The sequence below is a fragment of the Aeromonas rivuli genome (assembly GCF_020149575.1).
Lineage (GTDB): Bacteria > Pseudomonadota > Gammaproteobacteria > Enterobacterales > Aeromonadaceae > Aeromonas > Aeromonas rivuli.
The window spans coordinates 2,335,622-2,362,193 of the sequence record NZ_CP079742.1 but is presented as its reverse complement, the minus strand read 5'-3'; the positions used below and the strand labels follow the sequence as shown (position 1 = coordinate 2,362,193).

21 protein-coding genes are annotated in these 26,572 nt (G+C 60.0%); 15 read left to right on the top strand and 6 right to left on the bottom strand.

The genetic code is table 11. From position 1 onward, the window contains the following. Positions 1-54 precede the first annotated feature (54 nt). The 3 genes from lon to ppiD all read left to right on the top strand — a co-directional run bounded on the left by lon (position 55) and on the right by ppiD (position 4,985). A complete protein-coding gene (lon, locus tag KYK33_RS11115; RefSeq protein WP_042043129.1) occupies positions 55-2,409 on the top strand; it encodes an endopeptidase La in 2,355 nt (784 codons plus the stop codon). A 240-nt stretch (positions 2,410-2,649) separates the two neighbouring features. Continuing rightward, a complete protein-coding gene (gene hupB / locus KYK33_RS11110) occupies positions 2,650-2,922 on the top strand; it encodes a nucleoid-associated protein HU-beta (protein WP_005315375.1) in 273 nt (90 codons plus the stop codon). Between the two features lie 149 nt (positions 2,923-3,071). Further along, positions 3,072-4,985 (top strand): peptidylprolyl isomerase, encoded by a 1,914-nt coding sequence (ppiD, locus tag KYK33_RS11105; RefSeq protein WP_224430533.1) that lies wholly within the window; start codon positions 3,072-3,074, stop codon positions 4,983-4,985. Between the two features lie 134 nt (positions 4,986-5,119). On the opposite strand, the gene cdd is transcribed toward ppiD, so the two are convergent. From cdd to KYK33_RS11090, 3 genes are all read right to left on the bottom strand, one after another. Beyond that, on the bottom strand, positions 5,120-5,998 hold the full coding sequence (gene cdd, locus KYK33_RS11100; RefSeq protein ID WP_224430532.1) for a cytidine deaminase: 879 nt from the start codon (positions 5,996-5,998) through the stop codon (positions 5,120-5,122). Positions 5,999-6,270: 272 nt separating this feature from the next. Next, positions 6,271-6,957, bottom strand: a complete 687-nt coding sequence (locus tag KYK33_RS11095) for an LrgB family protein (RefSeq protein ID WP_224430531.1) — start codon at positions 6,955-6,957, stop codon at positions 6,271-6,273. Then, positions 6,954-7,346, bottom strand: a complete 393-nt coding sequence (locus KYK33_RS11090) for a CidA/LrgA family protein (RefSeq protein ID WP_042043133.1) — start codon at positions 7,344-7,346, stop codon at positions 6,954-6,956. Before KYK33_RS11090 ends, KYK33_RS11095 begins: the two co-directional genes overlap by 4 nt. Positions 7,347-7,527: 181 nt before the next feature. Here KYK33_RS11090 and KYK33_RS11085 point away from each other — a divergent pair, with 181 nt between their 5' ends. Beyond that, positions 7,528-9,240 carry a glycoside hydrolase family 36 protein gene (locus KYK33_RS11085; protein WP_224430530.1) on the top strand — a complete coding sequence of 571 codons (1,713 nt, stop codon included), beginning with the start codon at positions 7,528-7,530 and terminating at the stop codon, positions 9,238-9,240. A gap of 59 nt (positions 9,241-9,299) precedes the next feature. Here KYK33_RS11085 and KYK33_RS11080 read toward each other — a convergent pair whose 3' ends face one another. Both KYK33_RS11080 and sbcB read right to left on the bottom strand, forming a co-directional pair. After that, positions 9,300-9,806: a hypothetical protein gene (locus KYK33_RS11080; RefSeq protein ID WP_042043135.1), complete on the bottom strand. Its 507-nt coding sequence runs from the start codon at positions 9,804-9,806 to the stop codon at positions 9,300-9,302. Positions 9,807-9,921: 115 nt separating this feature from the next. Continuing rightward, positions 9,922-11,328, bottom strand: coding sequence for an exodeoxyribonuclease I (gene sbcB, locus KYK33_RS11075; RefSeq protein WP_224430529.1), 1,407 nt, complete (start codon positions 11,326-11,328; stop codon positions 9,922-9,924). A gap of 564 nt (positions 11,329-11,892) precedes the next feature. Between sbcB and KYK33_RS11070 the strand changes: the two genes are divergently transcribed. The 10 genes from KYK33_RS11070 (at position 11,893) to KYK33_RS11025 (ending at position 23,482) form a co-directional block, all read left to right on the top strand. Continuing rightward, a complete protein-coding gene (locus KYK33_RS11070) occupies positions 11,893-13,794 on the top strand; it encodes a putative bifunctional diguanylate cyclase/phosphodiesterase (protein ID WP_224430528.1) in 1,902 nt (633 codons plus the stop codon). A 57-nt stretch (positions 13,795-13,851) separates the two neighbouring features. Further along, a complete protein-coding gene (recR, locus tag KYK33_RS11065) occupies positions 13,852-14,454 on the top strand; it encodes a recombination mediator RecR (protein WP_042043139.1) in 603 nt (200 codons plus the stop codon). A gap of 168 nt (positions 14,455-14,622) precedes the next feature. After that, a complete protein-coding gene (gene htpG / locus KYK33_RS11060; RefSeq protein ID WP_224430527.1) occupies positions 14,623-16,548 on the top strand; it encodes a molecular chaperone HtpG in 1,926 nt (641 codons plus the stop codon). Between the two features lie 250 nt (positions 16,549-16,798). Continuing rightward, on the top strand, positions 16,799-17,443 hold the full coding sequence (gene adk / locus KYK33_RS11055) for an adenylate kinase (RefSeq protein WP_042043142.1): 645 nt from the start codon (positions 16,799-16,801) through the stop codon (positions 17,441-17,443). Between the two features lie 73 nt (positions 17,444-17,516). Continuing rightward, positions 17,517-18,491 (top strand): ferrochelatase, encoded by a 975-nt coding sequence (hemH, locus tag KYK33_RS11050; protein WP_224430526.1) that lies wholly within the window; start codon positions 17,517-17,519, stop codon positions 18,489-18,491. Positions 18,492-18,581: 90 nt separating this feature from the next. Continuing rightward, positions 18,582-18,974, top strand: coding sequence for an MAPEG family protein (locus tag KYK33_RS11045; RefSeq protein ID WP_224432998.1), 393 nt, complete (start codon positions 18,582-18,584; stop codon positions 18,972-18,974). A gap of 238 nt (positions 18,975-19,212) precedes the next feature. Further along, the gene (locus KYK33_RS11040) at positions 19,213-20,517 is read left to right on the top strand and encodes an inosine/guanosine kinase (protein WP_042043144.1); all 1,305 of its coding nucleotides are present in this window, start codon (positions 19,213-19,215) and stop codon (positions 20,515-20,517) included. 156 nt (positions 20,518-20,673) lie between these two features. After that, positions 20,674-22,305, top strand: a complete 1,632-nt coding sequence (locus KYK33_RS11035) for a methyl-accepting chemotaxis protein (RefSeq protein ID WP_224430525.1) — start codon at positions 20,674-20,676, stop codon at positions 22,303-22,305. Positions 22,306-22,497: 192 nt separating this feature from the next. Then, positions 22,498-22,860 (top strand): DUF2750 domain-containing protein, encoded by a 363-nt coding sequence (locus KYK33_RS11030; protein WP_042043146.1) that lies wholly within the window; start codon positions 22,498-22,500, stop codon positions 22,858-22,860. Positions 22,861-22,987: 127 nt separating this feature from the next. Continuing rightward, entirely contained in the window at positions 22,988-23,482 is a 495-nt protein-coding gene (locus KYK33_RS11025; RefSeq protein WP_224430524.1) for a hypothetical protein, read from the top strand. Here the strand turns inward: KYK33_RS11025 and KYK33_RS11020 are convergent. Then, on the bottom strand, positions 23,476-25,056 hold the full coding sequence (locus KYK33_RS11020; protein WP_224430523.1) for an EAL domain-containing protein: 1,581 nt from the start codon (positions 25,054-25,056) through the stop codon (positions 23,476-23,478). The two genes, KYK33_RS11025 and KYK33_RS11020, sit on opposite strands and share 7 nt — an antisense overlap. Before the next feature lie 186 nt (positions 25,057-25,242). Here KYK33_RS11020 and glgC point away from each other — a divergent pair, with 186 nt between their 5' ends. Next, positions 25,243-26,523 carry a glucose-1-phosphate adenylyltransferase gene (gene glgC / locus KYK33_RS11015; RefSeq protein WP_042043149.1) on the top strand — a complete coding sequence of 427 codons (1,281 nt, stop codon included), beginning with the start codon at positions 25,243-25,245 and terminating at the stop codon, positions 26,521-26,523. Positions 26,524-26,572 lie beyond the last annotated feature (49 nt).

The following is a 26,572-nucleotide window of genomic DNA, read 5'->3' as shown; positions in this document are numbered from 1 at the left end:
CCATATACTCAGCCAAGCGCTTTGCCAACGGTATAACAAGCCGAGAGGACATATATGAACCTAGAGCGTTCAGAACGCATCAAGATTCCCGTCCTGCCTCTTCGTGACGTGGTGGTTTACCCCCACATGGTCATTCCACTCTTCGTGGGGCGGGAAAAATCCATTCGCTGTCTTGAAGCGGCCATGGAGCAAGACAAGAAAGTCCTGCTCATAGCCCAGAAGGATGCGTCAACCGATGAGCCAACCGTCGAGGAGATCTTCTCGGTCGGGACTGTGGCCAACATATTGCAGATGCTCAAGCTGCCGGACGGTACCGTCAAGGTACTGGTCGAAGGCGGCCAGCGTGCGCGTCTCGAGCAGATGATCGATGATCAGGACTTCTTCGTGGGGGAGGCCGAATACATCGCTTCCACACCTATCGAAGAGCAGGATCAGGAAGTGCTGGTGCGCTCCGCCATCGGTCAGTTCGAAGGCTACATCAAGCTCAACAAGAAGATCCCGCCCGAGGTGCTCACCTCGATCTCGGCGATCGACGATGCGGCGCGCCTGGCCGATACCATGGCGGCCCACATGCCGCTCAAGCTGGAAGACAAGCAGAAGGTGCTGGAAATCGCCTCTGTGTCCGAGCGCATCGAGTTTCTGATGGCCATGATGGAGTCGGAGATTGACCTCTTGCAGGTCGAGAAACGCATCCGCTCCCGGGTCAAGAAGCAGATGGAAAAGAGCCAGCGCGAGTACTATCTGAACGAGCAGATGAAGGCCATCCAGAAAGAGCTGGGTGAGCTGGAAGACTCGCCGGATGAGTTCGAGGCGCTCAGTCGCAAGATTGAAGAGGCGGGCATGCCTGCCGATGCCCATGACAAGGCTCAGGCTGAACTTGCCAAGCTGAGAATGATGTCGCCGATGTCGGCCGAAGCCACCGTAGTGCGCAGTTATGTGGACTGGATGGTGCAGGTGCCCTGGCGTACCCGTTCCAAGGTCAAGAAAGACCTTGGCAAGGCGCAAGAGGTGCTGGATGCGGATCATTATGGCCTGGAGAAGGTCAAGGATCGCATCCTCGAATATCTGGCGGTACAGGCGAGAGTCAACAAGCTCAAGGGTCCCATCCTTTGCCTGGTTGGGCCTCCCGGTGTGGGCAAGACCTCGCTCGGTCAATCCATTGCCAGGGCGACCGGCCGCAAATATGTGCGCATGGCGCTGGGCGGCGTGCGAGACGAGGCCGAGATCCGCGGTCACCGTCGCACCTATATCGGCTCCATGCCCGGCAAGCTCATCCAGAAGATGGCGAAAGTCGGCGTGAAGAACCCGCTGTTCCTGCTCGATGAAATCGACAAGATGAGCTCGGACATGCGCGGTGATCCCGCTTCCGCCTTGCTGGAAGTGCTGGATCCCGAGCAGAACAACAGCTTCAACGATCACTATCTGGAAGTGGATTATGACCTGTCGGACGTGATGTTCGTGGCCACCTCCAACTCCATGAACATCCCGGGGCCCTTGCTGGATCGGATGGAAGTGATCCGTCTGTCCGGTTACACCGAGGATGAGAAGCTCAACATTGCCAAGCAGCATCTGGTGGCCAAGCAGATCCAGCGCAATGGCTTGAAACCGGCGGAGATCACCATAGAGGATTCCGCGCTGGTCGGTGTCATTCGCTACTATACCCGCGAAGCCGGGGTACGTAGCCTGGAGCGCGAGATCTCCAAGATCTGCCGCAAGGCGGTCAAACGCATCCTGCTGGACAAGAGCATCAAGCATATTCTGGTCAATCAGGACAACCTCAAGGAGTACCTGGGGGTGCAGCGTTTCGATTACGGCAAGGCCGCCGATCAGAACCAGATTGGTCAGGTATGTGGTCTGGCATGGACCGAAGTGGGCGGCGATCTGCTCACCATCGAAACCACCAATGTGCCAGGCAAGGGCAAGCTCACTTACACAGGTTCCCTGGGTGATGTGATGCAAGAGTCCATCCAGGCCGCCATGACGGTGGTGCGGGCTCGCGCCGAGAAGTTGCGTATCAACGCCGACTTCCACGAGAAGCGCGATATCCATGTGCACGTACCCGAGGGGGCAACCCCGAAAGATGGTCCGAGCGCCGGTATCGCCATGTGCACGGCGCTGGTTTCCAGCCTGACCGGCAACCCGGTCCGCGCCGACGTGGCCATGACGGGGGAGATCACCCTGCGCGGCGAAGTGCTGCCCATCGGTGGCCTCAAAGAGAAGCTGCTGGCAGCCCATCGCGGCGGCATCAAGCGGGTGCTGATCCCGAAAGATAACGAACGAGACCTGGAAGAGATCCCGGCCAACGTCAAACAAGATCTTGAAATCTATCCGGTTCGCTGGATTGATGAGGTGTTGGAACTGGCGTTGCAGGACAATCCACAGGGTTTCGAACGCGTTTCTGTCGTATAAAAGTTGATGCGCCGCAAACTTGGCGCACGTGCTCGGGGGTTAAGGCTTGCAAGCGCCGGATAACGGCAGTAGCCTTGACCCCCGATCCGGTACTCATGATCAGTCGCAATGCGTGATGTGGCGCGGGTTTGCGCCATATTGTCACTTGCAACTGGCCAGGAGGCTTGCTATAAAACCTCCACTTGTTGTGGCCAGGGAAATCACTGCCGCAGCGATGTTCGATAAAAGGGGAATATAAGAGTGAATAAATCTCAACTGATTGACAAAATTGCAGACGGCGCTGATATCTCCAAAGCCGCCGCTGGCCGTGCGCTGGATGCTTTCATTGATGCCGTAGGCGAAGCCCTGAAAGAGGGTGACCAGGTTGCTCTGGTTGGTTTCGGTACTTTCGCTGTTCGTGAGCGTGCTGCCCGTTCTGGCCGCAACCCGCAAACTGGTGCGACCATCGAGATCGCTGCAGGCAAAGTGCCTGCTTTCAAGGCCGGTAAGGCTCTGAAAGACGCTGTAAACTGAGTCGGTTGCTGATCCTGTCGGCTCCGTCCTTGGTCGCAGACCAGACAAAGTTAGAGGGCTCTCCCTCATACTGATTGACCAAGGCGCATCGCAATCGGTGCGCCTTTTCATTATTCATGCCCATCGAGTTCGGGAGCATAAGTACACACATGATGTTGGACAAACTACGCGAAGGCGCGCAGGGCACGGTCGCCAAGGTAATCCTGGGCCTGATCATCCTCTCCTTCGCCTTGGCCGGGGTAGGCAGCTACCTCAATGGCCCTGCTCGTACCGCACCCGCTATCGTCAACGGGACTGAAATCAGCCAGCAGGCGCTGGAAAATGCCTATCGTAATGAGCGCGCCCGCATGGAATCCCAGATGGGAGAAGCCTTCAGCCAGCTGGCCGCCAACCCTGACTACATGAAACAGTTCCGCCGCAGCGTGCTCGATCGTTTGATCGATCAGGCGCTGGTCGATACCAAGGCCCACGAGCTGGGTTTGCGAGTCAGTGACGAACAGATCAAGCAGGCCATCGTCGCCATGCCGGAATTTGCCAAAGAGGGCAAGTTCGATAACGACCTCTATCTGCAACTCATCCGCCGCGCCAACATGACGCCCGAGATGTTCCGCGACTCCCTGCGCCAGGACATGGTACGCCAGCAACTGGTCGGCGCCTTGTTGGGCACTGAATTCGCCCTCAAGAGTGAAGCCGAGCAGCTCGACAAACTCTATAACCAGACCCGGGATCTGCGTCTGGTGCGCCTGGCCGCCGACAAGTATCTGGGCGAGGTCAAGGTGAGCGATGAAGAGGTGGCACAGTTCTACAAGAGCAACAGCAACCGCTTCATGAGCGACGAGAAGGTCAAGGTCGATTATCTGCTGCTCGATGCCGCCAGCTTGAGTAAAGAGATCAAGGTGACCGAGCAGGAAGCCAAGGATTACTACGATCAGCATCAGGACTTGTTCCAGCGTGCCGAGCGTCGCCATGTGGCTCATATCCTGATCCCCCTTGGCAAGGATGAGAAAGCAGCCGAGCAGAAAGCCGCGGGCTTGCTGACCGAGCTCAAGGGCGGAGCCGATTTTGCAGCCCTGGCCAAGGCCAACTCCTCTGACACCTTCTCCGCCAAACAGGGCGGCGAACTGGATTGGTTCGAGAAAGGCGTCATGGATCCGGCCTTCGAGCAAGCCGCCTTCGCCCTTGGCAAAGAGGGAGATCTCTCCGCCGTGGTCAAGAGCCCGTTTGGCTTCCACATCATCAAGCTGCTGGGCGTGCAAGCCGCACAGACCAAGCCGTTTGACGATGTGATGAGCGACACCATCGCTCGTCTGCAGGCAGACAAGTCGAAGGAGCAGTTCTTCAATCTGCAGCAGAAGATGGCCGATACCAGCTTCGAGAACCCGGACTCGCTGGACATGACAGCCGATGCCCTGGGTCTCAAGGTGCAGTCGGTTGACTACTTCAGCCAGGCCGATGCCCCGGCGCCGCTCAATGATGGCAAGGCGCTCAATACCGCCTTCTCCGAACAGCTGCGCGAGGAGAACACCAACTCGGACGTGATCGAGCTGGCCGATGGCAAAGCGCTGGTGCTGCATGTGACCGGTCATCAGCCCAAGGCTGCCAAGCCGCTGGCCGAGGTGAAGGATCTGGTCGTTGCTGCCATCACCCACGACAAGGCGAGCGAGATTGCCCGTGGCAAGGCCCAGGGTCTGCTCGAGCAGATCAAGGCCGGGGAAGAGATCAGTGCCAAACTGACGGCGCTGGGTTTGAAGTCTGAAACCCACAAGGGTGTCGCCCGTTTCGCTCAGGATCTGGATCAGAGCCTGCTGGCCGATGCCTTCCGTCTGCCCCATCCGACCGACGGCAAGCCGAGTGTGGATCTGGTGACCGAGGCCAATGGTGACCGTGTCATCGTTGCTCTGGACCAGGTCAACGTACCTGCCGAGGCGTCCCAGATGCTGACCATGCTGCAAGGGCAGCTCGGTCAGGGCAAGGCGCAGGCGAGCTACAAGTCTCTGGTCGATGGGCTGCGCAAGTCCGCCAAGATTGAGTACTTCACTGATGTGGAGTCTGCGGTAGAGTAATCACCCGCCTCGGACAACATGAAAAGGGCCCGCAATAGCGGGCCCTTTTTTATGCTGACAGATACTGCGGGGCAGAACCAAAAAAGGGAGCCTGATAGCGGATCAGGCTCCCTTTTGACAGGTTGTGACGGGGGTTAGACTGCCTGGTATTCCAGCTCGACCTTGCCCAGGGCCTTGAGCACCGATCTGGCCGCATCTTGCTGGCTGATCTGGCCCTTGCTGTTCTCCACCAGGACGGCCCGGCGCACCTCAGCGAGATCGGCGCCATTGAGCACCGCATGGGCGCAGGCCATCTGCATGGGGGGCAGACTGGGGTTGAAGGCGGCGTTCTCGGCATAGCGACCACAGAAGATGCGTCCGTCATTGAACTCCAGTGCGACGGCGGCGTAGCCCTGGCTGTAGGGAGCATAACTCTGGCGGGCGGCGGTCAGGGCGGCGAGCACCAGGGCATCGTCACTGCAGAGGGACAGATCATGATGCTGGGGGCTCATCAGGGCATCGCTGATCTCGAGATCTGCCGGGCCGAAGGAGTGGGGCAGGAAGGCCTGCAGGGTGCTGATGGCATCGGGCAGAGAAACTTTCATCTCCTTGGCGGTGCTCAGCTCGTTCATGAACTGGCGGCAGTGGCCGCAGGGGGTGTAGTTGACCGTGATCTCGCTGATCCCGGTCTCGCCACCTAACCAGGCATTGGAGATAGCGGACTGCTCGGCGTGGACCGAGTGGAACAGCCCTTGCCCTGCAAACTCCATGTTGGCACCCAGATACCAGTGACCGCTGAGGCCACAGGCGATGGCGCCGACGAAGAAGCGGGAGATGGGAGCCACCGAACAGGCGGCGGCCAGCGGCAACAGGGCCAGGCGCAGCTCGCGCTCGGCCAGCTGGCTGGCTGCTAATAACTGCTGGATCTGCGCCGGGCTGAAGCTGGCGGTAAAGTCATCCCCAAGCATGGGGGTCACGGCGTCTCTCAGAGAGGTCGGCAGCTGGTCGAGTATCTTGGCAAAGCGGGGATGCATCTATCTGTCCTCATGGGCCAATTGGGAGGACATTGTAGGGAGTGGTTGAGGTCATTTGTGTGAACTAACTCACAGCTTGCTCGTGCTGCCAGGGTTACGGGGAAGGGGAAACGTTTGCTTTGCCAGTGGTTTGTCGGCGGCCAGGGTTAACGTGCCTCTAAGCGCGCTAAGAGTGGGGCAGACAAGTCTGGACAGAATGACGGGGGGAGAGCCGCCGCGACTCATTGGGGGTTATGGAACAGCGATGGCGGCCTGGCAAGCCGCCATCAGATTTAAGGGATCAGCCAGTGATAGAGGGCGAACAGCAGCGGCGCCACGGCGGCAGTCAGAATGCCGCACATCACCATGGCGAGGGAGGCGAAGGCACCCTGGCTAATGCCCTGCTCGGCGGATGCGGCGGTGCCGATGGCATGGGCGCAGGCCCCCATGGCGAGTCCCTGAGCCTCGGGATCCGTAACGCGCAGCAGTTTGAGCAGGGGATAGCCGATGAGGGCACCTATGATGCCGACCACCACCACCACGGCGGCGGCGATGGCCGGTATGCCCCCCAAGGATTGGCTGACGCTCATGGCCAGGGGGGTGGTGATCGATTTGGTGGCCAGCGACGCCAGCAGGGCCGGCTCTGCCCCCATGCAGTAACCGATCCCTAAGGTGGTACACACCGAGATCAAGACCGAGGCCAGGGTGCAGATCAGAATGGGCTTGAGCCTGGCCTGGATCTGGCGTGCCTGTTGATAGAGCGGCAGGGCAAGGGCCACCACGGCGGGCTCGAGCAGGGCCGTGATGGGGCGGGTGCCTTGCTGATAGTCGCTGAAGGGGAGGTCGAATCCGAGGATGATCCCCATGATCACCAGGGTCGGGATCAGCACAGGGTTGATGATGGGCCAGGGCAGACGGCGATAGAGGACCCGGGTCAGAAAGTAGAGCGCGAGGGTCAGGGGCAGGGCCAGCCAGATCATGAGTCCACCCCCTGTTTGATTTTTTGATTCATCTGTCGATTCATGTGCTGATAGAGGCGTCCCACCACGGCCAGGATCAGCACGATGCCAACCACGACGCACAGCAAGATAAGTTCGATGGACTGACTCAGTGGCGCTAGCCAGGCGACCAGACCGACGGCCACGGGCACGAACAGGACGCCCATATGACGCAGCAGCAGGCCGGCACCCTGCTCGACCCAGCCTAGTTTGACGATTTGCAGGGAGAGCAGCACGAACAGGATCAGCAGCCCCAGTATGCTGCCGGGGAAGGCGAAGGGCAGCAGGGCCGCCAGGGCTTTGCCTGTCAGCAGGCAGGCGATGATGACCATGAAGTCGCGAAGGTAGATCAAGGCGCGTTGGGCTAGCACTTGAGCCTCATTGGATAGCTGTGAGCGAGGTCGCAGTTTAGCAGAGTGCAGGGGCCGCAGGACAGGGCCAACTGACCCACTTATGGTACAAGCAGGGTTGGGCTCTCACGCCGCGCATGCTGAACGACCTTTGGCGCAGCACCATGAGTGCCACTCCCTGCACTTATCCAAGGAAACCGCCATGTCATCATCACTCCTCGCCCGGTTACGGGCGCTGCCCGCGGATCTGGCCCAATCCGGCAGCATGCTGCAGACCCGGCAGTGGGAGGGGCCCCTGTGCCGGGTACGGCTGGATAACCTGGGGCCTGAGCCTGCGGCAGTCGATGAGTGGTTGTTGTTTGATGGCTCGCTCGGCATCTCGCTGGATGCGGCCATCTATGGTGAGGGGTTCCAGATGCTGGCCCAGACGATGGGTCGCTGGCAGTCGCCCGAGCCGGTGGGGCGCTGCCCGGATGCCGATGTCTATCGCATCACCCAGGATGACGGCTTTCACACCATTCACAATCTCTTGCTGGTTGCCCATCCCGAGGGGTGGCTGCTGCTGGCCTTTACCAGCTGCATGCAATTTGGTGGCGAATTTCGCCTCTACCCCGACGGTCGCCTGCAGATCTTGATGCGGGCCGAGGGGCGGGCGCTGGGGCCCGGCCAGCATTGGCAGAGTGAGGGGCTGCTCTGCCTGACGGGGCCGGATCGCGAACGGCTGCTGGTGGAGCTGGCCGACAGGATCTGCGCCGAGCATGGCACCCTGGTTTCGCCGATGCAGGCGCGGCCAACGGGTTGGTGCTCCTGGTATCACTACTACAGCGAGGTGGGTGCCGAGGACATCCGCGAGAACCTGGCGGTGCGGGGCGCGCGCTTCCCTGCGTTGAAATACGTGCAGATCGACGACGGCTATCAGGCCCGGATGGGAGACTGGCTGATACCTTCTGCCAAGTTCGAACAAGGGGTTGCCACCTTGGCGGCAGAGATCCGCGCCAGCGGCTGTGAGCCGGCGCTCTGGGTCGCCCCTTTTATCGCCGAGCCAGGCTCCCGGGTGTTTCAAGAGCACCCTGAGTGGTTCGTGCAAGGAGACGATGGGCGACCGCTCCCTGCCGAGCGGGTGACCTATGGCGGCTGGCGTTGTACCCCCTGGTATGTACTCGATGGCACTCATCCCGAGGTACAGGCTCATCTCCAGCACCTCTTTCGCACCCTGCGCGAGCAGTGGGGGATCCAGTACTTCAAGCTGGATGCCAACTTCTGGGGTGCCATTCATGGCGGCCGTTTCTTTGACCAGGCCGCGACCCGCATCCAGGCCTATCGCCGTGGCATGACGGCCATACTGGCGGGTGCCGGGGAGGGAGCCTTCCTGCTTGGCTGCAATGCGCCGCTGTGGCCGAGCCTGGGGCTGGTGCATGGTATGCGGGTGGGCGATGACGTGGAGCGCAGTGGTCACCGTTTTCGCCAGATAGCCAGGGAGAGCTTCTGCCGTGGCTGGCAAAATGACAGGTTGTGGGCACTGGATCCCGACTGCGTCTGTCTGCGGGATCTGCCGAGTCAGCAGGCAAAGCCCCATGACTATGAATTCCACCTGGCGGCCCTGGTGGCCAGCGGTGGCTTGGTGCTGGCTGGCGACCGGTTACAGGATCTTGACCAGCAACAAGCGGCAGCCCTGCAAAAACTGTTGGCGCTGAGCGCGATGCGCGCCCCCGGCGCTTGCTTCGACACCATGGCATTTCGCCGCGGCTGGGTTGACCTGCCCGGGGGAGGCAGGTTGCTCTGTCTGTTCAACTGGCGCGATAAGCCAGAGAGGGTGACTGTGCCGGCAGGGGGCGTGGATTTCTGGCAAGCGAGCGGGGTGGATGAGTGGCTTATTCTGGAGGCCGGTCAGGGGAGAGTGATCCGCTACACCTGAACCCGCGCCAGGATGACATCAGGCTCCCGTGGGAGCCTGATTGTTGAGCGGTATTCGACTCAGTAGCGCCACTCGATGCCGAGGGCGTAGTTGGCTTGACCGTAACCGGGGATCTGATTGGTGGAGGCCAGGGCCTTGACGGTGAGCATGGGGCTGAGCGGGACACCCAGACCCATGCCAACGGCCATCTGATCGTTCGGGTTGCCTATCATATCTGCCCGCAGCATGCGATAGAGAGACATGTCCTGGCTCATGTGCACATAACTTTGAGAGGCGAGGTTATAGAGCTGGCCAAACACTTCCAGCTGAAAACCGGCCTGGGGGGTGATGGCCAGGGGCACCCCGACAAACTTGTAGAGATCCGAATAGTTGAAGTAACTGTTGGTGATGGAGGGCGTGAAGTTGGTCTGCTGGTAGAGGGAGCTGAAACTCTGCTGTATCAACTGATAGCTCTGGCGTGGCAGCTGCAACAAGTATTCGGGCACCTCGAAGCGAGGGGCAGCGAAGACGGTGGGCGTCAGCAGTGTCAGGCCAAACAGGCTGGCAGTAAGCAGGTTAGCGCGCATCTTGTTATGGGGTATCCCTCTGGCTGGATCTGGTTGCCCTGTCATCAAGGCCTGTTGCCATTATGGCGTGAGCAGGGCTGGGCGACAGGGCTTTAACTGTGAAACTAGTCACAAGTTACAGATTTTCAAGGTAATGGTAGAGGGACTTCAGGATGACAAAGTTCCGTTCGTTACTCTGATTCTGCTCCGCCAGCGCCTCTAGCCTGGGCAGATAGTCCGGCAATTGGGATTCAAAATAGTCGCTGCAATGCTGGCGCCAGCGTTTGAGTTCAGGCTCGCTCAGGGTCTGTGGCCAGTTACGGGCGCGATAGCGGAACAACAACTCAGGCAGGCGCTTGTCGCTGAAGGCAAACTCCCGTTCCCCAAGCAGCTCCGGGGCCGTGGCGCGCACCATGTCCATGGCCGCTTTGTCACCCTGGCCGAAGAAACCGGCGTAGAGCTGGGTGTCGGGGTCGTGGTCGCGGCTCCCTTCAAACTCCTGATTGAAGACCTCGACCAGCTTCTCGCGCACTTGTGGGTGAGCACGCAGCAGGTCAAGGCTCTTGCGGCACTGTTCCCTGTCAATCCCCAGTGCGTCGGCCCGCTCCGGGGTCAGGGTGGCCGCGGGGGCCAGCACCGGGCACTTGTTGATGTGCACCAGCTTGACCGGAATGCCTGCCAACTCTCCCAGCTCATCCTTGCGGGTATAGAGCCGTTCGCGGATCTCCTCGCTGCTGAGTGTGATGAGCGGGGTGGGATCCCGGGTCAAATCGACCATGATGACGGCGTTCTGGTTATGGGGATGCCACGCCAGGGGGGATACCCAGCTCACGCAGCCCTGCCAGGGGGAAAACATGCCAGAGACGTGCACCAGGGGTTTCATGGTGACCAGATCGAGGAGCGCCTTCACCTTGTTCTTGTTGCGCAGGGCAAACAGGTAATCGAACAGCTTGGGCTGCGCCTCCTTCACCTTCTTGGTCATGGCGATGGTGGCCAGTACATCCGAAAGGGCATCGTGAGCATTGGCATGGCTGATGCCATTGGCTTCGGTCAGCTTCTCCAGGCGAAAACTCGGTTTGCCCTCCTCATCGAAGGCCCACTCAATCCCTTCTGGCCGCAGCGCGTAGCAGGCGCGCAGCATGTCGAGGATGTCCCAGCGAGAGTTGCCGTTTTGCCAGGCATAGGCGTAAGGGTCATAGAAGTTGCGATACAGGGTGTAGCGCGTCACCTCGTCATCGAAACGGATGCTGTTGTAGCCGAGAATGCAGGTGTCCGGCTTGGCGAATTCGGCGTGGATCTGGGCGATGAAGTCCGCCTCGCACAGGCCATCTTTCATCGCCTTTTGCGGCGTGATCCCCGTGATGAGGCAGGCTTCCGGGCTTGGCAGGTAATCGGCTGGCGGCTTGCAGTAGATGACCAGGGGATCGCCAATCAGATTGAAATCCGCATCGGTGCGCACCCCGGCAAATTGCGCCGGTCGATCCCGGGCCGGGCTTATCCCGAATGTCTCGTAATCGTGGAAGTAAAATGTTGGCTGTGTCATGGGTCTCTACTGGTGCTGCACGGTGAAATATGGCCCCTGAGGCCTTGGGCCGCCAATGCTGGCACAGATGGGGAACCCACTGCAACGCTGGCGGGGCAAGGGGAGGGCGTCTGCTGCATTATTGGTCGCCGTTCTCTCTCATTCGAGACGCTGATTGCCATTCGACTATGGTTTACTATAAGTTGAAATATCAAATCGATAGGGTGTGTTCAGGCTCGGAGGAAACCGCATGATCGGAGGAAACCGCATGATGAGCAGAGTCGCACGCAGGGGGGCTGTGGGCGGGACACGGCCGCAGGCAAGGAGCGAGCCAGGGGCACCAGGAGCAGGAGATGAGCATCATGCTCAGTGACGAGTGCGGCCGCGCGGTCGCGGTGCAGTGTTTGGCCAGGGCCTTGGCAAGACTGCCTCAGATGAACACCGGGGGCGGGCCCCTCGCGACGCGGGGCAAGGAGGGCGATGGGCACCTCTTGCTCAAGGCCCGCAGCGCTTGCCCAGTGCCTGGCAAGCACCCGAGCCATCGTCAGAGAGGGCGGCAAATGACTCAGCGCGAGACCCAATAGCATGGTGCGCGGCAAGTTCGCCTCCCTGGCCCTGATCCTGGTGGCCTTTCTCGGGGTCACTATCTGGTCGGCCTGGAGCAATGATCGCGCCTTCACCCTGCTGGTGCGCTACACCCAGCTCTCTGCCTGGTCGTTGGCCCAGCTGGAGTTTGAAATGCAGAGCTTCCAGGAGGGGGTAATCCTCTATCAGAGCGGGGATCTGGATGAGCGCGAGCTGAACAAGCGTTACGATCTGGCCTGGAATCGGCTGGAGATTTTTCTCAATGGGGACGAATCGAGTATCATCCGCCAGCACTTTGACGCACAAAGCAAGGTGGGACGCATCTTCACGCTGATCAAGGCCCATGAGCAGGATGTGCTGGATCCCCATCCGGGGTCTGCGGGCCTTGATAAGCTGGCACTGGGACTCAAGGAGATGATGCCGGACATTCGCGGCCTCATGGTGGAGAACTTCACCGGCCCGAGCGCCATTCGTCAGCGAGTCTCATTATTGCAATCCAAACAGAGCAATTTCTGGTTGCTGAGTGGCCTGTTGCTGGTGGGCCTGGTGATGCTCTACATGCTTTTCCGGGAAACCCGCCGCCATCAATTCCTGGCCTGGAACGATCCTCTTACTCGATTGCCCAATCGCGCCGCCTTTATCCGGGAGCTGGAGCAGGCTGCGCGACGCGATGTCAATCAGCAGCGCCCGCTGACGCTCTGCCTGCTCGAACTCAATCACTTCAAGGAGGTCAATGACAGCCTGGGTTATGCGGCGGGGGATGCCCTGCTGATGACGGTGGCCCGGGCCATCGAGGAGTTCGTCGCAGGCAGGGCCTTCGTGGCGCGTATTGGCGGTGATGAGTTTGCCCTGTCGTACTTCGGTGAACAGGAGCCGGATTACCCGGATCGCCTGCTGGCTCACCTGCAGCAACTGGTGTTTCAGGCCGATCCGGCCCACAGAGTCAAGGTGAGCATGGGGATCAGCCAGGGCCTGACTGCCAGCCACCAGGTTGAAGAGATCATGCTGTTTGCCGACATTGCGCTGGACAATGCCCGCCAGCAAGGAGTCCGCAGCCAGCTGTTCAATCAGGCCATGCTGAGCCGTTATGAGCGCAGCCGTCAACTCGCGGCCGAGTTGCGTGATCATCTGGATGGGGATGGGAGTGATCAACTCAGTCTCTACTATCAACCCATCATCAAGCGGGAGGGGCGTCACCTGCTCGGCGCCGAGGCCCTGCTTCGCTGGCAACATCCTCAATACGGCTTCATCAGCCCGCCGGATATCATCAGCTTGGCCGAAGACAATGGCCTGGGAGAGCGCCTCGGCGACTGGATCTTCAATCAGGTCAGCCAGGACTTGGCACCACTGCCGCCCAGCAAGATGATGAAGCTGGAGATCTCCATCAACCTTTCCAGCTCCATGTTCAATGAGGAGTTGCCCTCGCGGGTGGCGCGCATGCTGCTGACGAGTCCACTGTGTGCCGATCAGTTGATTTTGGAGTTGACCGAAACCATAGCCCTGGACGATCTCGAGCTCAGCCAGCGTATTCTGACCGCTTTGCAGCAGCTGACGGTGCGCATTGCCCTCGATGATTTTGGCACCGGCTGGTCCTCCTTTGCCTACCTCAAAGAGCTCAACTTCAACAAGATCAAGATAGACAAGTCCTTCATATGCGATATCGACAGCCACGCCCGCCAACAGCTGTTCGTCAGCAGCATCACGGATCTGGCCCACAAGCTGGCGGTGCCCGTGGTGGCCGAAGGGGTGGAGACGGCGGCTGAGCTGGCGGTGGTCTACGATCTCGGCGTCGATGAGATCCAGGGGTTCTTCTACGCCAAGCCGATGCCCGCTGCCGATTTTCGTGCCTTCTGCCAACGCTACCTTGCCCATCAACCACATGCTGTCTCACTCATGGGCTGACGCCCGTCCCCGCCTCGGGTATAGTCCTGCGCCAGGAAACGCCTTGAGGAGTGCGAGATGAAATTCAGTCCCCTGCTGGACGACATGATGAAGGCCTTGCAGGTTCTGCCCGGGGTCGGCCCCAAGTCTGCTCAGCGCATGGCTTTTACCTTGCTCGAACGCGAGCGCAGCGGTGGCCTGCGTCTGGCCCAGCTGTTGACCCGCGCCCTGACCGAGATTGGTCATTGCAGCCAGTGCCGCACCTTTACCGAGCAGGAGCGCTGCGAGATTTGTCAGAGCCCCAAACGGGCCGAGAGTGGTCTGCTGTGCGTGGTGGAGAGTCCGGCGGACGTGGCCGCCATCGAACACACCGGCCAGTTCTCCGGTCGCTACTTTGTCTTGATGGGGCATCTCTCCCCCCTCGATGGCATAGGCCCGGAAGAGCTGGGGCTGGAGATCCTGGAGCGCCGCCTGAAGGATGAGTCCATCAGCGAGCTTATCCTCGCCACCAACCCCACCATAGAGGGCGATGCCACAGCCTGGTACATCGCCGACATGGCGCGCAGCGCCGGGGTCGAGGTGAGCCGCATCGCCCACGGCGTGCCGGTGGGCGGCGAGCTCGAATTGGTGGATGGCACCACGCTTTCCCACTCCCTGATGGGGCGCCAGCGCCTGAAGTAGCACCTCGGCGCGACCCGGGTCTTGGCGCTCACCCGCGCCGACACCCGACAATGTGACCGCCACGACCAGGGGCGAGTGAGCAAGATTGCACACTCGCCCCTTGATATTTGCAAGGCCAGCCCCATCTAGGTTGGGTAACCGTTCAACCGATGTTTTGAGGACTGGTCGATGACCCAAAGTGTTCATGCCGAAACCCACGGCTTTCAAACCGAAGTCAAACAACTGCTGAGCCTGATGGCTCACAGCCTCTACTCCAACAAAGAAGTGTTCCTGCGCGAGCTTATCTCCAACGCCTCCGATGCGGCGGACAAGCTGCGCTTCAAGGCGCTTTCCGATGCCTCTTTGTTCGAAAACGACGGCCAGCTGCGCGTGCGTCTGGTGGTGGACAAAGAGAACAAGACCCTGACCATCTCGGATAACGGCATCGGCATGACCCGTGACCAGGTGATTGAACACCTGGGCACCATTGCCAAGTCCGGCACCGCCGATTTCTTCAAGCACCTCTCCGGCGATCAGGGCAAGGACTCCCAGCTGATCGGTCAGTTCGGGGTGGGCTTCTACTCCGCCTTCATCGTCGCCGACAAGGTGACAGTGATCTCCCGCGCCGCCGGCACCGAGCCGAGCCAGGGCGTGCAGTGGGAATCGGAAGGTGAAGGCTCCTTCACCGTCGCCGACGTGACCAAAGCCGGTCGCGGCACCGACGTCATCCTGCACCTGCGTGCCGAGGAAGAGGAGTTCCTCGACGACTGGCGCCTGCGCGCCGTGGTCGCCAAGTATTCCGACCACATCTCGGTGCCGGTGGAGATGTACAAGGAGGGCACCCCGGACAGCGAAGAGGACGGCGAGACCATCGTCGGCTCCGATGCGGGTACTACTGGCGAGTGGGAGCAGGTCAACCGCGCCACCGCACTCTGGACTCGCAATCCGAAAGAGATCAAGGACGAGGAGTATCAGGAGTTCTACAAGCACGTCGCCCATGACTTCGAAGATCCGCTGCTGTGGGGTCACAACCGGGTGGAAGGCAGCCAGGAGTACACCAGCCTGCTCTACATCCCGGCCCGCGCACCCTTCGATCTTTACAACCGCGAGCAGAAGCATGGCCTGAAGCTCTACGTGCAGCGCGTCTTCATCATGGACGACGCCGAGCAGTTTATGCCGACCTACCTGCGCTTCGTTAAAGGGGTGCTGGATTCCAACGATCTGCCGCTCAACGTCAGCCGTGAAATTTTGCAGGACAACAAGGTCACCGCCTCCTTGCGCAAGGCTTGCTCCAAGCGCGTCCTGACCATGCTGAACAAATTGGCCAAGGACGACGGCGAGAAGTACGCCAAGTTCTGGAGCGAGTTCGGTAACGTCTTGAAAGAGGGGCCTGCCGAGGATTATGCCAACCGGGAAGAGATCGCCAAGCTGTTGCGCTTCGCCAGCACGGCCGGCGAGGGCGAAGCCCAGACCGTCTCCCTGGAAGAGTATGTTGGCCGCATGAAGGAAGGCCAGCAGAAGATTTACTACATCACCGCCGACAGCTTCGCCGCTGCCAAGAACAGCCCGCACCTCGAGATCTTCCGCAAGAAGGGTGTCGAAGTGCTGCTGATGTGGGAGCGGGTCGACGAGTGGCTGATGAGCCACCTCGACGAGTTCGATGGCAAGCAGCTGGTCTCCGTCACTCGTGGCGAGCTGGACTTGGGGGATCTGGAAGATGAGGCATCCAAGCAGGCGCAAGAGGAGGCCGAAAAGGCCAACGCCGGTCTGGTTGAGCGCGTCAAGAGCAGCCTCGGCGAGGCGGTGAAAGAGGTACGGGTCACCCATCGGCTGACCGACTCACCCTCTTGCATCGTCACCGATGACAGCGGCATGAGCACCCAGATGATCAAGCTGATGCGCGCCGCCGGCCAGCCGGTACCGGAGCAGAAGTACATCCTGGAGCTCAACCCCGACCATGCGCTGGTGAAGAAGCTGGGCGCCATCACCGATGACAACCTGTTCGGCGAGTGGGTCAGCCTGCTGCACGAACAGGCCCAGCTGGCGGAGCAGGGCGGCCTCAATGATCCGGCCAGCTTCGTCTCCCGTATCAACCGGCTGTTGCTTCAGTCCTGATGAGTTGGCCCACTCTGGCGAGTGGGCCTCTTTTTTGCCGATCCCTTGGCAGCTGTCGTGCCGGACAGCTACGACAGCTGCTGCATTTTCACTCACTTCCGGTTTCCATCTGCCTCTCCTCACCCTAAGGGGAGTGTGGGGATACTGGTGGTAAAATCGGCACTCGCTCGCGGTTTGCTTGTTAAAAAGCGGGAAACCGTGTAGTTTTTTGCCTTCTCAAGATTTGAATAACCAATCAATAGGAGCGTGTATGCGCATTGTTCTGTTGGGGGCTCCGGGTGCCGGTAAAGGCACCCAGGCTCAGTTCATCATGGAAAAACACGGTATTCCCCAGATCTCCACCGGCGACATGCTGCGTGCCGCGATCAAGGCGGGCACCGAGTTGGGCCTCAAGGCCAAGGCTGTGATGGATGCAGGTCAGCTCGTCTCCGACGACATCATCATCGGTCTGGTCAAGGAGCGTATTGCTCAGGCTGATTGCGCCAACGGTTTCCTGCTGGACGGCTTCCCCCGCACCATTCCTCAGGCACAAGCCATGAAGGATGCCGGCGTCGTTGTTGATTTCGTGCTCGAATTCGCCGTGCCGGACGAAGAGATCGTCAAGCGCATGAGCGGCCGTCGTGTGCACTCCGGCTCCGGCCGTACCTACCACGTGGTGTTCAACCCGCCGAAAGTGGAAGGCAAGGATGACGTGACCGGCGAGGATCTGGTGATCCGTGCCGATGACGAAGAGACCACGGTGCGCAAGCGTCTGGATGTGTACCATCAGCAGACTGCGCCGCTGATCGGTTTCTACGGCAAAGAGGCCGAAGCCGGCCACACCCGTTACGTCAAGATCGACGGCACTCAGCCCGTTGATCAGGTGAGCCAGCAGCTGGCCGCCATTCTGGCCTGATCCCGCCATCGGGATCATTGCCATATAAATAGGGCCCATACTGGGCCCTCTTTGCATGTGACAGGAAGCAAACGTGACCACCAAAACCGGGATCCTGCTTGTCAATCTGGGCACCCCAGCCGCTCCGACCCCCGCCGGCGTCAGGGCTTTTCTCCGCCAATTTTTACAAGACCCTCGGGTGGTAGAACTGCCGCGCCTGCTGTGGTCGCCCCTGCTCAATCTCGCCATTTTACCCATTCGCGCCCCCAGGGTGGCCAAGCTCTACCAGCAGATCTGGACCGAGCAGGGCTCGCCCTTGATGGCCATCAGTCAGCGTCAGCGCGCGGCCCTTGAACAAGAGCTCAAGCGCGAAGGCGTCGATGTGCCCGTGGTATTGGCGATGACCTATGGCAAGCCTTCCCTGAGCGACGGCTGGCAGGCGCTCAAGGAGCAAGGGGTCAACCGGGTGATATTGCTGCCGCTTTACCCCCAATATAGCGCCAGCACCACGGCGGCCGTGTTTGATGGCTGGGCCAAGGTGATGAGGGGCGAGCGTCACTTGCCGGTGATGCGCCTCATCCGCGACTATCACAACCACCCGGAATACATTCAGGCGCTGGCCATGAGCGTGCGCCGCCAGTGGGAGCAGCAGGGCCAGGGTGAGCACTTGTTGATCTCTTTCCACGGCATCCCCCAGCGCTGTGAAGATGAGGGAGACCCTTATGGTCACCAGTGCCGCCGCACCGCGACCCTGCTGGCCGAGGCGCTGGGTCTTGCGCCTGAGCAGTGGAGCGCCAGCTTCCAGTCGCGCTTTGGCAAGCAGGAGTGGCTCAAGCCTTACACTGACGTCACCATAGCCCAGCTCGCCGAGCAGGGGGTCAAGCGACTCGATGTGATCTGCCCGGCCTTCTCCGCCGACTGCCTCGAAACCCTGGAAGAGATCCAGGTCGAGAACCGCGCCATCTTCCTTGAGGCGGGGGGGGAGCAGTTTCACTATATCCCGGCCCTCAACAGCGATCAGGCCCACATCCGCATGATGGTGTCGCTGATCTGCCGCGAGCTGGCCTGAGTGGGCCAGGCGCTGCCCTGATATTCAGGGGCAGAGCCTGGCTGTTTTCACATCCTGATACCCGATCCACGCCAGAGGAACACGCCCATGCTGTTACCCATCACCCTGACCTACGCCGGCCTGCTCGGCTTGCTGTTTCTGCTGCTCTCCGTCTGGGTCGTCAAGCGCCGTACCCAGTTCAAAGTGATGATAGGAGAAGGGGAGGCCCCGCAAATGCTGGCGGCCATTCGTGCCCACGGCAACTTTGCCGAGTACGTGCCACTGACGCTGTTACTGCTGGCGCTGTGTGAATTGGCGGGCTCGGCGCCGCTCTGGCTGCATCTGGGCGGGGGCATGCTGCTGCTCGGACGGATACTGCATGCCATCGGCATTCAGCAGCCCAAGGCGCCCAATCCGGCACGACTCTTCGGCACGCTGCTGTTCTGGGGGTCGCTGGCGCTGCTGAGTCTGCTGGCCTTGCAGGCGGGGATCTCGGCGCGCTAGTCCTGACGCCAGCCATTTTCTCCTGGCGGCCGACAGAGACTGTCGGTTAGCCCAGCGCACGGGCCGGATTGTTAATGACCACCCCATGGCCGGGTGGTTTTTCAGGTCTGCATGGCAAACGTTTTCGCCCTGCAAGCCTTGTCTATACTGACTTCATATTTTAAATGTGCGTCTATTCGCCGCTTCGGATTGTGTTAAAATCCCGCCCCTCGTTCATCCCAGAGTCAAGGCCACAGCCATGAAATTTCCCGGTCAGCGCAAGTCAAAACACTATTTTCCGGTCGACAGGCGCGATCCCCTCATCACCCAGAATCCGCAGATGACCGAGCTGGGTCAGGCTTATGTGGTGGGGATAGATCAGACCCTGGTGGACATTGAAGCCCATGTTGATGAGGCCTTTCTGACCCGCTACGGCCTGAGCAAGGGTCACTCAGTGGTGATCAGCGACGATGTGGCCGAGCGCGTCTATGAGGAACTCAAGACCAACAACATGGTGGTGAGCGAATTCGCCGGCGGCACCATAGGCAATACCATGCACAACTACTCGGTGCTGGCCGATTCCCACTCTATCCTGCTTGGCGTCATGAGCCAGGACATCCGCATCGGCAGCTACGCCTACCGTTATCTGTGCAACACCTCGTCGCGGGTCAATCTTGATTACCTGCAGCCGGTCAGTGGCCCGGTCGGGCGCTGCTTCACCTTCATTACCGAATGCGGCGAGCGTAGCTTTGGCATCAATGCCGGCAAGATGGATCACCTGGACGTGGCCCACATCCCGGAGGAGGTGATCAAGGGGGCTTCAGCCCTGGTGATCACCGCCTATCTGGTGCGTGGCGAAGATGGCACGCCGATGAAAGAGGCCGCCATGGCCGCCGTGCGTTATGCCCGAGAGTCCAATGTGCCTGTGGTGCTGACCCTGGGCACCCGCTTCGTCATCGATGAAAACCCCCAGTGGTGGCGTGACTTTATTGCCGAGAACGTGACCGTGCTCGCCATGAACGAAGATGAGGGGGAGGCGCTGACCGGTTTCTCCGATCCGCTGATGGCTGCCGACAAGGCGCTGGATTGGGCCGACATGGTGCTCTGCACCGCGGGCCCTATCGGCCTCTACATGGCGAGCTACACCGACGAGGACCATAAGCGCGAGACCACCCATACCCTGCTGCCGGGCCAGATCCCCGAGTTCAACATGTATGAGTTCAGTCGTCCCATGGCTCGGAACAGTTGCCGCAATCCGGCACGGATCTACTCCCATATCTCCCCCTACATGGGCGGTCCGGAGAAGATCAAGAACACCAACGGTGCCGGTGACGGTGCCCTGTCTGCCGTGTTGCACGACATGGTGGCCAACGCCTACCACCGCATGAATGTGCCCAACTCCGCCAAGCATGCCTCCGAGTTTCTGACCTATTCCTCCCTGGCCCAGGTGTGCAAGTACGCCAACCGGGTGAGCTACGAGGTGCTGGCCCAGAGCAGCCCGCGCCTGTCCCGGGGCTTGCCCGAGAAAGAAGACAGTCTGGAAGAGGTGTACTGGGAGCGTTGATCCTGCGTTGTGGAAAACTTTAGGCGCCTGCGGGCGCCTTTTTGCATTCTCTGGTCTGGATCATGTTTTTGGTGCCCCATTTGGCTCATGAATAGACAGCGTCAACGGAGCCGTCATACCTTGGTCATCATGTGTTTTCAGGGCAAGGATGAAGGAATGTTGAGACGATGGACCATAGGCTGGCGCTTGTTGCTGGTGACCCTGAGCGTATTGTTGATCCTGGCGTTGCTGCTCGCCAGCAGCCTGCACCTCTATTTTGATGGCCTGATGGCGGAGAAGAGTCGCCAGACCCGGGCTCAGGTTGAAACCGCTTACACCCTGGTGGCGAGCTTCGAGGCGCAGGTGCGCAGCGGCAAGCTCGATGAGGCCCAGGCGAAAGCTCAGGCCCTGGCTGCCCTCAAGGGGCTGCGATACGGCGACAACGACTACTTCTGGGTCAATGACAGTCACCCGACCATGGTGATGCACCCCATGAAGCCCGAGCTGGACGGCAAGGATCTCTCCGGAGTGGAGGATCAGCAGGGACTCAAGCTCTTCGTCGCCTTTGTTGATGTGGTCAAGCAGCAGCCGGAGGGGGGCGAGCAGGCTTACTACTGGCCCAAACCGGGGGTCGATGCGCCGGTGCGCAAGATCTCTTACGTCAAGCGTTTCGCCCCCTGGGACTGGATCATCGGCACCGGCGTCTATGTGGATGACGTCGAGGCCCAATATCAGGGGGTGCTGAAGACCCAGCTCGCCATCGGCCTGGTGCTGGCCCTGCTGCTCATCGCCCTGGTGAGCCTGATAGTGCGCAGCATAGTGGCGCCGCTGACCCAGTCGGTCACGGCCCTTGGCAACATAGCACGGGGAGAGGGGGATCTGCGATTTCGTCTCCCGGCCGAGGGCCGTGACGAGTTGGCCCAGCTCTCGACCAATTTCAATGACTTTGCCAATCAGATGGCCCTGCTGGTCGGACGCACCCAGCAGATCGCCAGCCAGAACCGGCAAGGGGCGAGCCAGCTTGGTCAGGTGGTGGAACGCACCAGCCAGATAGTGACCAGCCAGGAGCAGGATACCCTGCGGGTGGCGAGCGCCATGGAGCAGATGACGGTGAGCAGTCGCGAGGTGGGAGATCATGCGGCCCAGGCGGCGGTCGCCGCCGATGAGGCCAAACGCCTGGCCGGTGATGGCTGCCAGGTGGTGGAGCAGACCATAGGCACCATAGCCCGATTGGCCGATGAGATGCAGGAGACGGTGCGTGCCGTCACTCACCTGGAGCAGGAGACCCTGAAGATAGGTTCAGTGCTGGATGTGATCCGTGGCATCGCCGAACAGACCAATCTGTTGGCGCTCAACGCAGCCATTGAGGCCGCCCGGGCCGGTGAGCAGGGCCGAGGCTTTGCGGTGGTGGCCGATGAGGTGCGAACGTTGGCTAATCGCACCCACAGTTCGACCGACGAGATCCGCCAGATGATATCGCGGTTGCAGGCAGGGGTGAGTACGGTGACGGGGGGGATTGATCAGTTGCAGCAGTTGTCGCGGGCGACCGCCGACCAGGCCACCGATGCGGGGGGCGCCATCCATGCCATCACCAGGGTGGTCGACACCATCACCGAGATGAATGCCCAGATAGCCAATGCCGCCAACGAGCAGAGCAAGGCGGCCGATGAGATAAATCACCGCCTGGTCTCCATCTCCCAACAGGCGGGGGAAGCCCAGGCCCAGAACCGCCAGACGGAGCAGGCGACACGCGCGCTGGCACAGTCGAGCGATGAGTTGAGTGCGCTGGTCAGTCAGTACCGCACCTGATCTTCAATGGTGCGGGACCTTGGCCGGTCGTGCGTCATCAGGGGGGGATCTGCACGTTACCTGGCCTCAGTGGCGGGGATCGGGCCCGGATCCCCCCTTTTTAGGGATTTGACTTGAGTCCGCTGCGCTTTTGGGACACCATTTGCCCAACCTGGCCAGTACTGGCCCCGGCAGCCCGAAAGAGAGAGCACCATGAGCAAGCTAACTGACAACCTTGACGCCAATTTCCAACTGTTTATCGAAGAGGTCCGTGAGTCGGGTCAGCTGTGGGGCTTGCGCTACGGTGAGGATTGGGTGGTGTGCCGCTCAGCCGAATTTGAAGATGCCGATGTGATGCCACTCTGGTCTGCAGAAGGGGATGCCCGTCTGCATTGTGTCGATGAGTGGGCCGACTATGAGCCTGAGCTGATCGATCTGGAAGAGTTTCTCGATATCTGGATTGGCGATCTGGACGAAGATGATGTCCTGGTCGGACCGAACTGGAATGCGGAGCTGGAAGGCCAGGAGCTTGAGCCTATCGAGCTGGCCAAGGTACTGGTTGAACTGGACGCCTGAAGGTTAGCGACCCCCTCACCTTACCTGCATTGAACCTGCGATCCGTCGCAGGTTTTTTTATGGGCGTTTTGCCTTTGCAGCGCTGCCTCCTATGGTTCATCATGAACGTTTTGCCAAGGGAAGCACCATGTTTGTATTCGAGGTGACGGGAGTGGAGGGGGAGTGCGGCGAGATCCGGGTGCAGGCGCTGGATTGGAGCCAGAGTGGCCCGGTCAGCTTCATGTGTACCGACAACAATCTGGCCATTCTGCTACTGAGTGAGTGCCGCTGCGATGCCGTGGGCTTCTTCAATCTGCTGGCTGGCTGCAAGCCGCTCTATGTTGAGCAGTGGCTCGGCTATTTGCAGGAGAGTGGCCGTCTTGCCAAGGTCGTGTGTCAGCAGCGCAGCCCCGCCGAGGCAGATTATCTTGCCAGCGCCGGGTTGAGCAACGAGGAACTCAATGCCTTGCTCGGTCAGATCTACCGGGTCGCCGGGTTCAACCGATTGCAGATCAACCGCTACCTCAAGCATCGCCACAATCCCACCCTGCTGGCGACGCGCTACGATCAGAAAGAGCTGGAGCGCTATCGTCAGCTCAACGATGTCATTCTCACCTTGTTGCGCTTGAAACACACTCAGTGAGCCGTGCCGACCGGCGCGGGCATCGGGTGGGCAATGAGGTAACCCTGCAGCCCATCCACGTACATGCTTGCCAGCAGTTTTTTCTGACTCGACTGTTCGACCCCTTCGGCGATGACCTGGCTCCCCATGCGGTGAGCCACTTCCACTATCATGCGCACAAATTTCTGATTGGTACTGTCCTGCTCCAGATCGAGCAGCAGCGCCGGATCCAGCTTCAGATAGTCAGGTTTGATCTCCTGGAAAAGAGAGAAGGAGCGTATTCCCTGGCCGAAGTTGCAGATGGCCGAGCGGCTGCCACAGCGGCGTAGCAGCTCAAACAGCCGCCGAGCCCCGGTCAGTTGCCGAGACAGGTGCTCCTCATCAAGCTCGAAGACCAGATGGGCACTGATATCGGGTTCCATGCTGAGTTGACGCTCCAGCCAGATGAGAAACGCGCTGTTATGGAGCAGATGGGGGGACAGTTTGATGCCCCAGCGACTCTGCTGCGCCCCCAGGGTTCTGTGCTCGCGGATCAGGTGCAGGATCATCAGCTGGCTCATGCGCATCAGCAGATCCAGACGCTGGGCCATGGCAAAGAGGCTATCCGAGGCCAGCACAGCCCCATCTTCCCCATAAAACTGGGGGTAGAGGCTGTAATAGGCCGGATGATTGCCATTGAGCAACTCGATGGGCTGGTAGGAGAGCGAAATGCGCTCCTGTTGCAAGATCTGCTCGAGCACCTGGCGCCACTGCTGCTGTCCCAGCCCCTCCTCATACTCGTCCTCCAACTGAATGGACCAGCCATTGATCTCCTGGGTCTGGGCACGAGCCAGAGCCAGATCGGCTCTGGCCAATATGGCCTCGATACGCTGGCCACTGCAGATGGTGGTGATACCGCAGCACGCCACGCTCTCTATCTTCTGGCTGTTTTGGTAGAGATCGAATGCCAGCTTGAGATCCCGGCCGAGCAGGGGCAGGGGGGTGTTGTTGATGGCATGGATCTGCACGGCGAAGTCGGCACCTGAGATGCGATAAATTCTGTGCTCCGGCCAGCGCTGGGCTGCCTGTTGAATGAGGGTCGCCACGTCTTTGAGGTAGGTATCGCCGGACACAAATCCGCGCTGGCGATTGAGGCTCTCCAGTGCCGTAGCCCGGATCAGCACCAGGATGGCGGTGCGGGTGCCTTGGTCTTCCTGCAACAGATGGGTGATATCGTGACGAAAGCGCTGGCGATTGGCGAGCTGGGTGAGGGGGTCTTTCTCGGTGCGGTGCTTGAGATCGCTGAGTTGTAGACGCAGTTGCTCTTGCTCAAGGTGCTGGCGATTGAAGAGCTGTTGCAGGGCCTGACGCTCCGGTGAGAGGGGAAGTGGCTCCGCCGAGCCTTGCTCGAGCGCCTGGATGAGGGCCACCCGTCTCGCCTCATCGGCCTTATGGCGGCGATAGCGGCCATAGGCAAGGGCAAGCAAGGTACAAGCGAGCAGCGCCAGGGTCGACAAGAAGGGGTGATCGGCAGGGAGCAGGCTCCACTGTGCCAGCAGGATCAGCCCCGTCATCAGGGGATAGGGTGTAATGCTCTTGGACGGTTTTAAATGCATCCTATGATCCCGCGCTTGGTTCGCTTAGAGTAAAGTATGCAGTCAGTATGGATGCTGTATTAAGTTCGAGCATATGCCTTCTCATAAGGGGAATTGGGATCCCGTAAATGTGAGTGAAACCACTTTCACGATCCCCGAAAAGAGGGAGTATGGGATGGAAACAGAGACAGAGACGTCGAGGTGAATATGTCGTTAGAGCCCATGAATACTGCCAAGGCACGGCAGCTGTTAAACCAGAGTATGGCCTTGGTCTTGGCAGGGGGGCGAGGAAGTCGTCTCAAGCAATTGACCGATAATCGCGCCAAGCCGGCAGTCCATTTCGGTGGCCGGTTCAGGATCATCGATTTTGTATTGTCCAACTGCATCAACTCGGGAATAAAGCGAGTGGGGGTGGTCACCCAGTACAAGTCCCACAGCTTGTTGCGTCACCTGCAATCGGGTTGGTCTTTCCTGCGCTATCAGATGAATGAATTCATCGATCTGCTGCCTGCCCAACAACGGGTGGATGAGGTGCACTGGTACAGAGGCACCGCCGATGCCATCTATCAAAACGTCGACATCATCCGGGATTACGGCCCCAAATACATAGTGGTGCTGGCGGGGGATCACATCTACAAGATGGATTACGCCGCCATGCTGCTCGATCACGTGCGGCTGGAGGCCAAGGTGACCGTGGCCTGCATCGAAGTACCGCGCAGCGAGGCATCCGCCTTCGGGGTCATGGACATAGACGAGCAGCGCAAGATCCTCGACTTTGTGGAAAAACCGGCCAATCCCCCCGCCATGCCCGGTTGCGATGACACCTCCCTTGCCTCCATGGGGATCTATATCTTCGATGCCGAGTACCTCTATCAACTGCTGGAGGAGGACATCAACAACCTGGACTCCAAGCACGACTTCGGCATGGATGTGATCCCGCGCATCGTCGGCGAGGGGATGGCTTATGCCCACCCCTTCAGCATGTCGTGCGTCGGGGCGCGTGAGGGGCAAAAACCCTATTGGCGTGACGTGGGTACCCTGGACTCTTTCTGGGAGGCGAACATGGACTTGGCCTCAGTGGTGCCTGATCTCGATATCTATGATCAGAACTGGCCTATCTGGACCAGCCAGATCATGACGCCACCGGCCAAGTTCGTGCAGGACAGAAATGGTCAGCATGGCATGACCATCAACTCGATCTTTGCCGGGGGCTCCATCGTCAGCGGCTCCTTCGTGCTGAACTCGGTGCTCTTTACCAACGTGCGGGTCCACTCCTTCTGTACCCTGGATCAGTCGATCATCTTCCCTGGGGTCGAAATAGGCAGTGGCTGTCGTCTGCGCCGTGTGGTGGTCGATAAGGGCTGTCAGCTGCCCGATGGCATGGTGATAGGGGAGAATGCCGATGAAGATGCCCGTCGTTTTTATCGTTCTGAAAACGGTATCGTGCTGGTGACCAAGCCGATGTTGCAGGCCCTTGCCAAGAAGTAGGTCGAGGTTAACAACCCCCAATAAAGAAGGGAGCGCAATGCGCTCCCTT

What these genes read in the sequence shown, in the direction of transcription:
- ppiD (WP_224430533.1), top strand. Translation starts at nt 3,072, where the DNA reads ATGATGTTGGACAAACTACGCGAAGGCGCGCAGGGCACGGTCGCCAAG.
- adk (WP_042043142.1), top strand. Translation starts at nt 16,799, where the DNA reads ATGCGCATTGTTCTGTTGGGGGCTCCGGGTGCCGGTAAAGGCACCCAG.
- htpG (WP_224430527.1), top strand. Translation starts at nt 14,623, where the DNA reads ATGACCCAAAGTGTTCATGCCGAAACCCACGGCTTTCAAACCGAAGTC.
- KYK33_RS11040 (WP_042043144.1), top strand. Translation starts at nt 19,213, where the DNA reads ATGAAATTTCCCGGTCAGCGCAAGTCAAAACACTATTTTCCGGTCGAC.
- KYK33_RS11085 (WP_224430530.1), top strand. Translation starts at nt 7,528, where the DNA reads ATGTCATCATCACTCCTCGCCCGGTTACGGGCGCTGCCCGCGGATCTG.
- KYK33_RS11030 (WP_042043146.1), top strand. Translation starts at nt 22,498, where the DNA reads ATGAGCAAGCTAACTGACAACCTTGACGCCAATTTCCAACTGTTTATC.
- sbcB (WP_224430529.1), bottom strand. Translation starts at nt 11,328, where the DNA reads ATGACACAGCCAACATTTTACTTCCACGATTACGAGACATTCGGGATA.
- KYK33_RS11025 (WP_224430524.1), top strand. Translation starts at nt 22,988, where the DNA reads ATGTTTGTATTCGAGGTGACGGGAGTGGAGGGGGAGTGCGGCGAGATC.
- recR (WP_042043139.1), top strand. Translation starts at nt 13,852, where the DNA reads ATGAAATTCAGTCCCCTGCTGGACGACATGATGAAGGCCTTGCAGGTT.
- glgC (WP_042043149.1), top strand. Translation starts at nt 25,243, where the DNA reads ATGTCGTTAGAGCCCATGAATACTGCCAAGGCACGGCAGCTGTTAAAC.
- KYK33_RS11035 (WP_224430525.1), top strand. Translation starts at nt 20,674, where the DNA reads ATGTTGAGACGATGGACCATAGGCTGGCGCTTGTTGCTGGTGACCCTG.
- KYK33_RS11095 (WP_224430531.1), bottom strand. Translation starts at nt 6,957, where the DNA reads ATGATCTGGCTGGCCCTGCCCCTGACCCTCGCGCTCTACTTTCTGACC.
- KYK33_RS11080 (WP_042043135.1), bottom strand. Translation starts at nt 9,806, where the DNA reads ATGCGCGCTAACCTGCTTACTGCCAGCCTGTTTGGCCTGACACTGCTG.
- cdd (WP_224430532.1), bottom strand. Translation starts at nt 5,998, where the DNA reads ATGCATCCCCGCTTTGCCAAGATACTCGACCAGCTGCCGACCTCTCTG.
- KYK33_RS11020 (WP_224430523.1), bottom strand. Translation starts at nt 25,056, where the DNA reads ATGCATTTAAAACCGTCCAAGAGCATTACACCCTATCCCCTGATGACG.
- KYK33_RS11070 (WP_224430528.1), top strand. Translation starts at nt 11,893, where the DNA reads ATGGTGCGCGGCAAGTTCGCCTCCCTGGCCCTGATCCTGGTGGCCTTT.
- lon (WP_042043129.1), top strand. Translation starts at nt 55, where the DNA reads ATGAACCTAGAGCGTTCAGAACGCATCAAGATTCCCGTCCTGCCTCTT.